Source organism: Inquilinus limosus MP06, assembly GCF_000767795.1.
GTDB classification, from domain to species: Bacteria; Pseudomonadota; Alphaproteobacteria; order DSM-16000; family Inquilinaceae; genus Inquilinus; species Inquilinus limosus_E.
In genome coordinates this window covers 1-10123 of the sequence record NZ_JANX01000191.1, presented here as the reverse complement: position 1 = coordinate 10123, position 10123 = coordinate 1, and the positions used below count along the sequence as shown (strand labels likewise).

Genomic DNA, 10123 nt, shown 5'->3' with positions numbered 1-10123 from the left:
AATGCGGGCGGAAGGGCAGGGCGCCCGTGCCTTCATGCTCCGCATAGCCGGCCAGCAGGCGGCCGCGGGCCCGGGTCTCGCGCGCCAGGCAGGCGCCGTCGAAGACCGGCTCGGGCTTGCTCCAGTCGCGGCAGACGCTCTGGCGCCGCTGCAGCCAGGCGCGCTGGTTGCGCAGCAGCGCTTGGCTCTCGGCCTTGCCCGATGCGGCCTGCACCGCGATGTAGGCGGCGCCCATGGCGTCGTCGGCCTGCCTCGCGGCGGGATCGGCGCAGATCGTCTTCTCCAGCGGCGTCCGCGCCTTGGCGCAGTCGAAGGCCAGGGCGGGCGAGGCGACGCCGGCCAGCAGCACAGCGGGGATCAGCAGCAGCGGGGCGCGCATCCGGTTCTCCATCATCGCCGGGCCGCCTCAGCCGCCGGGCATGTCGACATGGGATACCATGGCCGCCGCAGCCTGTCGCAATCACGCCGCGGTGTCGCCTTCCGGACAGTTCCGGTCGTCCGCGATGCAGCGCGAAGCCCCCGGCATCACCATGTTGTCACCCAAGCGCCGGTGATGGCGCCGTGCTCACGGAGGACGGTGAATGCTGGGGTTCAATCGGTCGGGCGCCAAGGTTGTCTCGCTGCCGACGCCGAAGACGGCGGTGGTCGACCTGTTCCGCGACCTCTCGATCGAGACCGCGCCCGCCATCGCCGCCAAGACCGCCAGCTTCAGCGCGCATCTGCCGGCCGGCACCCGCGTCTACATCACCATGCTGCCGGGCGCCGATCTCGGCGAGATCGTGCAGACCGCGGCGCGGCTGCGCGGCGAAGGCTTGGTGCCGGTGCCGCACATCGCCGCCCGCAGCCTGGAGAGCCGGGCCCAGCTCGACGACTATCTCCGCCGCCTCGCCGGCGAGGCCGGGGTCGATCAGGTGCTGGTGATCGGCGGCGGCGTGTCGTCGCCCGTCGGCCCGTTCGACCGGTCGATGCAGGTGCTGGAGACCGGGTTGCTGCAGCAGCACGGCGTCAGGACCATCGGCGTCGCCGGCCATCCTGAGGGCAGCAAGGACATCCCGGCCGAGGAGGTCGCCCGCGCCGTCGCCGAGAAGAACGCCTATGCCAGGGCGACCGGCACTGACCTCTACATCGCCACCCAATTCTGCTTCGACGCCGAGGCGATCATTGCCTGGGACCGCGCGCTGCGCCGCGCCGGCAACGAGTTGCCGATCCATCTCGGCCTGGCCGGCCCGGCCAAGCTGAAGAGCCTGATCCACTATGCCGCGATGTGCGGCGTCGGCCCGTCGATGCGGTTCCTGACCCGGCAGGCGATGAACATCGCCAAGCTGGCCTCGGTGTCGGTGCCCGACAAGCTGCTGACCGAGCTGGCCGACTACCGCGCCAAGGAGCCGGGCTGCGGCCTGGCCCAGCTGCACCTGTTCGCCTTCGGCGGGCTGGAGCGCTCGGCCCGCTGGGTCAAGGCGATGCAGGAGGGCCGCTTCACCCTCGACGGCCGCGGCGGCTTCGCCATGGACGAGTCGCTGGACTGAGATTTCCGACAGTCGGAACGGAAACGGGCGCCCTCGCGGCGCCCGTTCTGCTTGGGGCGATGCTATGGCGGCACGCGCCGCAAGGCATTGATCCAGACATCAAAGATGCCTAATTTCATGCCTTGCGGTTGCGGAGGTCCCCATGCGCACGACCCTGGCTCTCGACGATGATCTGCTCGCCAAGGCGCAGGCCCTGACCGGGCTGCAGGAGAAATCCGCCCTCATCCGGGAAGCCCTGAAGGCGCTCATTGCCCGGGAAAGCGCACGGCGGTTGGCGGCTCTCGGCGGAAGCGAGCCCGACCTGGAGCCCCTGCCGCGGCGGCGGGCGGAGCCCGCGTGATCCTGGTCGACACCTCGGTCTGGATCGACCATCTGCGATCGGCCGACGACGTCCTGGCCCATCTGCTCGATGCCGGCCAGGTCGTGATGCACCCCTTCATCGTCGGTGAGCTGGCTCTGGGGAGCCTGCGCCGGCGAGACCTGATCCTGCAGACCCTGCAGGATCTGCAGCAGGTCGACGTCGCCACGCAGCAGGAGGTGCTGCATTTCATCGCCCGGCATGGCCTGTTCGGTCGCGGCATCGGCTATGTCGACGCGCACCTGCTGGCCAGCATCCGATTGACGGCAGGGGTTTCCCTCTGGACGCGCGACAAGCGCCTGCTGGCCGTGGCCGAGCCGTTGGGGATGGCGGCGAAACCCGTCCTCCAATAGAGGCGCGAGCGTCGCCGCGCTGTCAGGCCGCGGCCACCGCCTCCGACACGATCTCGCCGAGCGGCGGCACGGCGTGCGCCAGCTCCTCGACCACGGCGCGGGTGACCTTCGGCAGCTCCGGGATCTCCAGGATCACCGGCACGCCGCCATGCTTCTCGATCGCGGCGCGGTTGCCGGCGTTCAGCGGGCCGTTCATCACCACGCCGGCGATCGGGATCTTGCGGTGGCGCAGCGCCTCGATGGTCAGCAGGGTGTGGTTGATCGTGCCGCGGCCGCTGCGGGCCACCACGATGGTCGGGAAGCGCCACACCCCCAGCAGGTCGATCGCCAGGGTCGAGCAGTCCAGCGGCACCATCAGCCCGCCGCCGGGGCCTTCGATCAGCAGCGGCCGGGGGGAGAAGGCCGGGGTCAGCGCCGCCGGGTCGATCTCGCTCTCCTCCAGCGCCGCGGCGGCCACCGGGGCCAGCGGCGCCTGGAAGGCGTAGGTCGGCTTCTGCAGCCGCTCGGCCGGCAGTCCGGTCAGGGCGGCGATGGTGGCGGTGTCGGCCGGCTTTTCGGCCAGGCCGGTCTGCACCGGCTTCCAGTAGTCGGCGTCCCAGGCGGTGGCCAGGCAGGCGCAGGCGAGGGTCTTGCCGACACCGGTGTCGGTGCCGGTCACATAGAATCGGGTCATGGGGTGCTAGGGGTCTCAGCGGCGAGGCGGTCGGCAGCCGAAGCGGGCTGCCAGGTCCGGTCTACGGGCATTCGGGTCCGGGATGCCGTTACGCGAAGGCACGGACTATGCACAGATCGGTCCTCCGATGCGAGTCCCCAGATACCGCAGCGCAGCAAAGCTGGATTGCGTCGTCAAGGGGGACCTAGGCGGGGACCTTCTGGCGCACCGGCCGCTCGGGCATCGGCACGCCGCGCAGGATGGCGTTCGCTCGCTCCTCCCGGGGCGAGCGGCCGTAGAGCTGGCGGTAGCATTTCGAGAAATGCGACGCCGAGACGAAGCCGCAGGCCAGGGCCAGGTCGACGATCGGCAGGTCGCTCTGGTTGATCAGGTGCTGCGCCCGCTCCAGCCGCAGCTCCAGGTAGTAGTGCGCCGGGCTGTGGCCCAGCTGCTTGCGGAACAGCCGCTCCAGCTGCCGGCGCGACAGGCCGACATGGGCCGCCAGCTCCTCCTGCGGCAGCGGCTCGGCGATGTTCGCCTCCATCAGCTCGATCGCCGCGACCAGCTTCGGGTTGTGCACGCCGAGGCGGGCCCGCAGCGGCAGGCGCTGGCGGTCATGCGGGCTGCGGATGCGGTCGACCAGGCACTGCTCGGACACCTTGGTCGCCAGGTCGCGGCCCTGCCGCAGCGCCACCAGATGCAGCATCATGTCGATCGCCGCCGTGCCGCCGGAGCAGGTGAAGCGGTTGCGGTCGACCTCGAACAGGTCGCTCGACACCGGGATCTCGGGGAAGGTCTCGGCGAAGCCCGGCAGGTTTTCCCAGTGGATGGCGCAGCGATAGCCGCCCAGCAGGCCGGCGCGGGCGAGGAGATGCGAACCGGTGCACAGCGCGCCGATGCCCACCCCCTGCCGCTCCGCCCGGCGCAGCCAGGCGAAGACCTCGTCGTCGCGGTAGCGCTCGATGCCCAGGCCGGAGCAGGCGAAGATCATGTCGAGCGGCTTGGATACGCCGGCCTGGCGGCTGAGCTCGGCCAGCGAGGTGTCGACGCCGACGCTGATGCCGTTGCTGGCCTTCACCGCCTGGCCGTCCTTCGACAGCACCGTCCAGCGGTACAAGGGCTTGCCGGCCATGCGGTTGGCGATGCGCAGCGGCTCGACCGCGGAGGTGAAGGCGATCATCGAGAACTGCGGAATCAGCAGGAACCCGATGGTCTCGGTGTCGAAGGCTGGATCCTGGCCCATCACTTCTATGCCTCCCGGCGGCGCAACGTTGGCGCCGCATCCGACGAATCGGTAGCACGGGTCGCAAATTCGACAAAGAGGCCAGTTGCGACGGGCTGACGGCCGTGCCGCCCGGTCCGCGCATGGCTGGGGGAGGGGCCGGAACGCGCGTCGCAGCCAGGCCGGACGACGTCGCCGCAGACGCGGCGGCCTCGCCTCTGCTATGGGACGCTCTTCGGAAAAACTTTTCGGGACCATGGGACATGGGGGCACCGTCGGATATCGAGATCGCGCGGGCCGCGACTCTGCGGCCGATCGCCGAGGTCGGCGCCAGGCTCGGCATCCCCTCCGACGCGCTCCATTCCTACGGCCCGCACATCGCCAAGCTGACGCCCGGCTTCGTCGACGGGCTGGAGGGGCGGCCGGACGGCAAGCTGATCCTGGTCACGGCCATCACCCCGACCCCGGCGGGCGAGGGCAAGACCACCACCACGGTCGGGCTCGGCGACGGGCTGAACCGGATCGGCAAGAAGGCTGCGATCTGCCTGCGCGAGCCGTCGCTGGGCCCCTGCTTCGGCATCAAGGGCGGCGCCGCCGGCGGCGGCCGTGCCCAGGTGGTGCCGATGGAGCAGATCAACCTGCACTTCACCGGCGACTTCCACGCCATCAGCAGCGCCCACAACCTGCTGGCGGCGCTGCTGGACAACCATATCTACTGGGGCAACGCGCTCGGCCTCGACACCCGCCGGGTGACCTGGCGCCGGGTGATGGACATGAACGACCGGGCGCTGCGCTCGATCGTCACCAGCCTGGGCGGCGCCCCGAACGGCTTCCCGCGCGAGGACGGCTTCGACATCACCGTCGCGTCGGAGGTGATGGCGATCTTCTGCCTGGCCAAGAGCCTGGAGGATCTGGAGCAGCGGCTGGGCCGCATCATCGTCGGCCAGTCGCTCGACCGCCGGCCGGTGACGGCGAAGGAGCTGAAGGCGGACGGGCCGATGACGGTGCTGCTGAAGGACGCGTTCATGCCCAACCTGGTGCAGACGCTGGAGAACAACCCCGCCTTCGTTCATGGCGGCCCCTTCGCCAATATCGCCCATGGCTGCAACTCGGTGATGGCGACCAAGACGGCGCTGAAGCTGGCCGATTACGTCGTCACCGAGGCCGGCTTCGGCGCCGATCTCGGGGCCGAGAAGTTCTTCGACATCAAGTGCCGCAAGGCCGGGCTGAAGCCGGCGGCGGTGGTCATCGTCGCCACCGTGCGGGCGCTGAAGATGCATGGCGGCGTGGCCAAGGAGGATCTGGGGCAGGAGAATGTGGCGGCGCTGAGGAAGGGCCTGGCCAATCTCGGCCGCCACATCCGCAATGTCGGCCAGTTCGGCGTGCCGGCGATCGTCGCGGTCAACCGCTTCGTCGCCGACACCGAGGCCGAGCTGCAGGCGGTGCGGGAGTATTGCGCCGAGCATGGGGTCGAGGCGCAGGTCTGCAGCCACTGGGCGGACGGCAGCGCCGGCACGGTGGAGCTGGCGCACAAGGTCGCGGCCCTGGCCGAGGATCATTCCCAGTTCCGCACCCTCTACGACGACGACCTGCCGCTGTGGGAGAAGATGCGGACCATCGCCACCGCGATCTACGGCGCCGACGACATCATCGCCGACAAGCGGGTGCGCGACCAGTTCGCCCAGTACCAGAAGGGCGGCTACGGCCATTTCCCGATCTGCGTCGCCAAGACCCAGTACAGCTTCTCCACCGACCCGGCGCTGAAGGGCGCGCCGTCGCACCACATCGTGCCGGTGCGCGAGCTGCGCCTGTCGGCCGGGGCGGAGTTCCTGGTGGCGATCTGCGGCGACATCATGACCATGCCCGGCCTGCCGCGGACCCCGGCCGCCAACAACATCCGGCTGAACGAGAGCGGGCAGATCGAGGGGCTGTTCTGAGAGCCTATTCGCGAATGCTACTGGCGCGGCCGTCTGATGGCGGTTTCTCCGCTTCCGGTGCTCACGCACCAAACGTGCGCTGCGCTCCGGTTCTCGAAACCGCCACCAGCCGACTCACGCCAGCGCATTCTCGAACAGGCTCTCCCGGCGTCCACATGGTAACGGCCACATGACCCTCTCGCACGGCTGACGCCTCGCATCGGCGTTTGACCCGAAGGCGGCCGGACGGGACAGTGCAGCCCCGCTTCCGAGGACGATCCGATGCTGCTGCACCCCGACCGCCATCTCACCGTCTGCGGCCTGGAGGAGATCGCCGGCTTCCGCGCCGCCGGCGTCACCCATGTGCTGTCGATCGCCGATCCGGGCACCCCGGCCGAGACCTATTTCGACGGTTTCGCGCCGCATCGCCGCCTCGACCTGCGCTTCCACGACATCATCGACGAGATGCCGGGCCACGTCTTCCCGACCCCGGACCATGTCGCCTCGATCCTCGAGTTCGGCGAGGGGATGGCGGCGGAGGGCGAGAGCCTGCGCCACCTGCTGGTGCATTGCCATATGGGCATCTCGCGCTCCTCCGCCTCGATGCTGATGCTGATCGCCCAGCGCCATCCGGGCGAGGAGGAGGCGTCGGTGGCGCGGCTGGCGGCGATCCGGCCGCAGGCCTGGCCGAACACGGTGATGATCGACTATGCCGAGGCGGCGCTGGGCACCAGGGGCCGGCTGCGCGACGCGCTGAAGCCGCAGTACCGCCGGGTGCGCGATGAGCAGCCGGAGCTGATCGCCATGCTCCGCCGCGTCGGCCGCGGGCGGGAGATCCCGACGGATTGAGCAAGTCGCCCCTTCAAACTCCTGTCATCCCCGCGAAAGCGGGGATCTCGTCGGAGCCTGATCGGCGAGAGATTCCCGCTTTCGCGGGAATGACGATAAGGGAAGGTGAGGGGATCCGTCGTTCTCTGCCCCCTTCCGCCCTTGGCGCAGGGCGACGCCTGCGTGTCGCGCCCAGGCTCGCGCCGGGCCGGTCGGCTTTGCACCATGCCCCACGCTCACCCTGGACCGGCCATCGGATCGATGTCGCGCTATTCCATCTTCTCCCTCGCGCGCCAAGCGCTGTCGCACCACGAAGGCTGGCAGAAGGCCTGGCGCTCGCCCGATCCCAAGCCGGCCTATGACGTGGTCATCGTCGGCGGCGGCGGCCACGGCCTGGCCACCGCCTACTACCTGGCGAAGGAGCACGGCATCACCAATGTCGCGGTGCTGGAGAAGGGCTGGATCGGCGGCGGCAACACCGGCCGCAACACCACCATCGTCCGCTCCAACTACCTGTTCGACGCCTCGGCCTTCATCTACGAGCACGCGCTGAAGCTGTGGGAGGGCCTGTCGGCCGACCTCAACTACAACGTGATGTTCAGCCAGCGCGGCGTGATGAACATCTGCCACGACCCGCATGAGGCGCGCGAGCTGAAGCGCCGGCTGCACGCCAACCGGCTGAACGGCATCGACAGCGACTGGCTGGACCGCGACCAGGTGCTGGAGTTCTGCCCGGTGCTGAACCCGGACCCGACCATCCGCTTCCCGGTCTATGGCGGCACGGTGCAGCGGCGGGCCGGCACGGCGCGGCACGACGCGGTGGCCTGGGGCTATGCCCGCGGCGCCGACAGCCGCGGCGTCGACATCATCCAGAACTGCGAGGTCACCGGCTTCCGCACCGAGCAGGGGCGCGTCGTCGGGGTCGAGACCACGCGGGGATATATCGGCGCCGGCAAGGTCGGCGTGGTCGCGGCCGGCCACAGCTCGGTCCTGGCCAACCTCGCCGGCTTCCGCCTGCCGCTGGAAAGCCACCCGCTGCAGGCGCTGGTGTCGGAGCCGGTCAAGCCGGTGATCGACTGCGTCGTCATGTCGAACGCGGTGCACGCCTATGTCAGCCAGTCCGACAAGGGCGAGCTGGTGATCGGCGCCGGCATCGACGGCTACGTCTCCTACTCCCAGCGCGGCGGCTTCGCCATCATCGAGGAGACGCTGGCGGCGATCGTCGAGATGTTCCCGATCTTCAGCCGGATGCGGATGCTGCGGCAATGGGGCGGCATCGTCGACGTGGCGCCGGACGCCAGCCCGATCATCGGCAGGACCCCGGTCGAGAACCTGTTCATCAACTGCGGCTGGGGCACCGGCGGCTTCAAGGCCACCCCCGGCTCGGGCCATGTCTTCGCCCACACCATCGCCCGCGGTGAGCCGAACGCCATCGCCGCACCCTTCGCGCTGGACCGCTTCGCCTCCGGCGCGCTGGTGGCCGAGCACGGCGCCGCCGCCGTGGCGCATTGAGGGCGCGGGCATGAAGATCCATTCGGGCGCGTTCGAGATCGACACCGACGGAAGGCGGGTGCCGCTGCACGGGCCGGAGGCCTTCGCCGGCATGCGCCGGGCCGGGCAGGCCGTGGCCGAGGTACTGGACCGCATCACCCCGGCGGTGCGGCCCGGCGTCTCGACGCTGGAGCTCGACACCCTGATCGCCGGGCACATCGCCGATCTCGGCGCCCGGTCGGCGACGATCGGCTACAAGGGCTACCGCCACGCCAGCTGCATCTCGGTCAATCACGTCGTCACCCACGGCATTCCGGACGCGGGCAAACGGCTGCAGGACGGCGACATCCTCAACATCGACGTAACCGTGATCGTCGACGGCTGGCACGGCGATTCCAGCCGCATGTATGTGGCCGGCGAGGCCGGGGTGAAGGCGCGGCGGCTGGTCGACGTGACCTGGGAGGCGATGATGGCCGGCATCGTCGCAATCCGGCCGGGCGTCCATCTCGGCGATGTCGGCCACGCCGTCCAGACCGTGGCCGAGGCGGCGCGGTTCAGCGTGGTGCGCGATTTCGTCGGCCATGGGGTCGGCCGGGTCTTCCATGACGCGCCGGACGTGCACCATGTCGGCCGGCCGGGGCGCGGGCTGATCCTGCGGCCGGGCATGATCTTCACGGTCGAGCCGATGCTGAACGCCGGCCGGCCCGAGGTGAAGGTGCTGGCCGATGGCTGGACCGCGGTGACCCGCGACCGGTCGCTGTCGGCCCAGTTCGAGCACAGCGTCGGCGTCACCGAGGACGGGGTCGAGATCTTCACCCTGTCGCCGCGCGGCCTGGCCAGGCCGCCCTACGCCACGGCCGCCTGAGGGGAGAAGACCATGTTCCTGATCGACTGCCCCTGGTGCGGCCCGCGGGACCAGCGCGAGTTCCGCTGCGGCGGCGAGGCCCATATCCGCCGACCGGCCAACCCGGCCGAGCTGAGCGACGCGGAGTGGGCGGACTACGTCTTCATGCGCTCCAGCCCCAAGGGGCTGCACTACGAGCGCTGGGTCCACATCCATGGCTGCCGGCGCTGGTTCAACATCGCCCGCAACACGGCGACCGACGAGATCCTGGCCGTCTACGGCCCGGGCGATCCGCCGCCGGCGATCGAAGGCCAGTCCATCCCGACCCCGTCCGGCGAGCCGGCGCGGGGCACCGCCAACGCGCCGCTGGTCGATCCGGCCAGCGCTTCCGGCTCGTAAGACTCCATGACCCAACGCTTCCGCCTGGTCGGCCGCGGCGCCGATATCGACCGCAGCCAGAGCGTCGCCTTCGCCTTCGACGGCACGTCGTATCGCGGCTATGAGGGCGACACGCTGGCCTCGGCCCTGCTGGCCAACGGCGTCCACCTGCTGGGCCGCAGCTTCAAGTACCACCGGCCGCGCGGCGTGATCTCGGCCGGGCCGGAGGAGCCGAACGCCCTGGTCCAGCTGGGCCCGGATGCGGCGCGGACCGATCCGAACAGCCGCGCCACTCAGGTCGAGCTGTTCGACGGCCTGGTGGCGCGCAGCCAGAACCGCTGGCCGTCGCTGCGCTTCGACTTCAACGCGGTCAACGACCTGTTCGCGCCGCTGATCCCGGCCGGCTTCTACTACAAGACCTTCATGTGGCCGCGCTCGCCCAAGGCCTGGATGGTCTATGAGCGCTTCATCCGCAAGGCGGCCGGCCTCGGCGTCTCGCCGCGCCAGCCCGACCCCGACCGCTACGACCATGTCAACGCGCATTGCGACGTGCTG

General features: G+C 70.2%; 12 protein-coding genes. 9 read left to right on the top strand and 3 right to left on the bottom strand.

Features of this window, described 5'->3' with window-relative positions:
• The coding region (locus P409_RS16205) for a lysozyme inhibitor LprI family protein (RefSeq protein WP_161790411.1) at positions 1 to 379 on the bottom strand (379 nt) is incomplete at its 3' end.
• A 202-nt stretch (positions 380 to 581) separates the two neighbouring features.
• Between P409_RS16205 and P409_RS16200 the strand changes: the two genes are divergently transcribed.
• The 3 genes from P409_RS16200 to P409_RS16190 all read left to right on the top strand — a co-directional run bounded on the left by P409_RS16200 (position 582) and on the right by P409_RS16190 (position 2237).
• On the top strand, positions 582 to 1526 hold the full coding sequence (locus P409_RS16200) for a methylenetetrahydrofolate reductase (RefSeq protein ID WP_052120756.1): 945 nt from the start codon (positions 582 to 584) through the stop codon (positions 1524 to 1526).
• 142 nt (positions 1527 to 1668) lie between these two features.
• Complete coding sequence (locus P409_RS16195) at positions 1669 to 1866, top strand: type II toxin-antitoxin system VapB family antitoxin (RefSeq protein WP_034839191.1); 198 nt, start codon at positions 1669 to 1671, stop codon at positions 1864 to 1866.
• A complete protein-coding gene (locus tag P409_RS16190) occupies positions 1863 to 2237 on the top strand; it encodes a type II toxin-antitoxin system VapC family toxin (RefSeq protein ID WP_034839186.1) in 375 nt (124 codons plus the stop codon). The genes P409_RS16195 and P409_RS16190 overlap by 4 nt, the downstream gene beginning before the upstream one ends.
• A 22-nt stretch (positions 2238 to 2259) precedes the next feature.
• On the opposite strand, the gene bioD is transcribed toward P409_RS16190, so the two are convergent.
• On the bottom strand, positions 2260 to 2910 hold the full coding sequence (gene bioD / locus P409_RS16185; protein WP_052120753.1) for a dethiobiotin synthase: 651 nt from the start codon (positions 2908 to 2910) through the stop codon (positions 2260 to 2262).
• 184 nt (positions 2911 to 3094) lie between these two features.
• Positions 3095 to 4132 (bottom strand): GlxA family transcriptional regulator, encoded by a 1038-nt coding sequence (locus tag P409_RS16180; protein WP_052120751.1) that lies wholly within the window; start codon positions 4130 to 4132, stop codon positions 3095 to 3097.
• Between the two features lie 242 nt (positions 4133 to 4374).
• Here P409_RS16180 and P409_RS16175 point away from each other — a divergent pair, with 242 nt between their 5' ends.
• The 6 genes from P409_RS16175 to P409_RS16150 all read left to right on the top strand — a co-directional run.
• Positions 4375 to 6048 (top strand): formate--tetrahydrofolate ligase, encoded by a 1674-nt coding sequence (locus P409_RS16175; RefSeq protein ID WP_034839182.1) that lies wholly within the window; start codon positions 4375 to 4377, stop codon positions 6046 to 6048.
• 261 nt (positions 6049 to 6309) lie between these two features.
• Positions 6310 to 6876, top strand: a complete 567-nt coding sequence (locus tag P409_RS16170) for a tyrosine phosphatase family protein (RefSeq protein WP_034839178.1) — start codon at positions 6310 to 6312, stop codon at positions 6874 to 6876.
• Positions 6877 to 7116: 240 nt separating this feature from the next.
• Positions 7117 to 8367, top strand: coding sequence for a sarcosine oxidase subunit beta family protein (locus tag P409_RS16165; protein ID WP_034839174.1), 1251 nt, complete (start codon positions 7117 to 7119; stop codon positions 8365 to 8367).
• A gap of 10 nt (positions 8368 to 8377) precedes the next feature.
• A complete protein-coding gene (gene map / locus P409_RS16160; protein ID WP_034839171.1) occupies positions 8378 to 9211 on the top strand; it encodes a type I methionyl aminopeptidase in 834 nt (277 codons plus the stop codon).
• A 12-nt stretch (positions 9212 to 9223) separates the two neighbouring features.
• Entirely contained in the window at positions 9224 to 9589 is a 366-nt protein-coding gene (locus tag P409_RS16155) for a sarcosine oxidase subunit delta (RefSeq protein WP_052120750.1), read from the top strand.
• 6 nt (positions 9590 to 9595) lie between these two features.
• The coding region (locus P409_RS16150; RefSeq protein WP_034839168.1) for a 2Fe-2S iron-sulfur cluster-binding protein at positions 9596 to 10123 on the top strand (528 nt) is incomplete at its 3' end.

Bases quoted from the DNA above. Each gene is read 5' to 3' on its own strand.
- P409_RS16195 (WP_034839191.1), top strand. From the start codon at position 1,669: ATGCGCACGACCCTGGCTCTCGACGATGATCTGCTCGCCAAGGCGCAG.
- P409_RS16175 (WP_034839182.1), top strand. From the start codon at position 4,375: ATGGGGGCACCGTCGGATATCGAGATCGCGCGGGCCGCGACTCTGCGG.
- P409_RS16180 (WP_052120751.1), bottom strand. From the start codon at position 4,132: ATGGGCCAGGATCCAGCCTTCGACACCGAGACCATCGGGTTCCTGCTG.
- bioD (WP_052120753.1), bottom strand. From the start codon at position 2,910: ATGACCCGATTCTATGTGACCGGCACCGACACCGGTGTCGGCAAGACC.
- P409_RS16165 (WP_034839174.1), top strand. From the start codon at position 7,117: ATGTCGCGCTATTCCATCTTCTCCCTCGCGCGCCAAGCGCTGTCGCAC.
- P409_RS16155 (WP_052120750.1), top strand. From the start codon at position 9,224: ATGTTCCTGATCGACTGCCCCTGGTGCGGCCCGCGGGACCAGCGCGAG.
- P409_RS16170 (WP_034839178.1), top strand. From the start codon at position 6,310: ATGCTGCTGCACCCCGACCGCCATCTCACCGTCTGCGGCCTGGAGGAG.
- P409_RS16200 (WP_052120756.1), top strand. From the start codon at position 582: ATGCTGGGGTTCAATCGGTCGGGCGCCAAGGTTGTCTCGCTGCCGACG.
- map (WP_034839171.1), top strand. From the start codon at position 8,378: ATGAAGATCCATTCGGGCGCGTTCGAGATCGACACCGACGGAAGGCGG.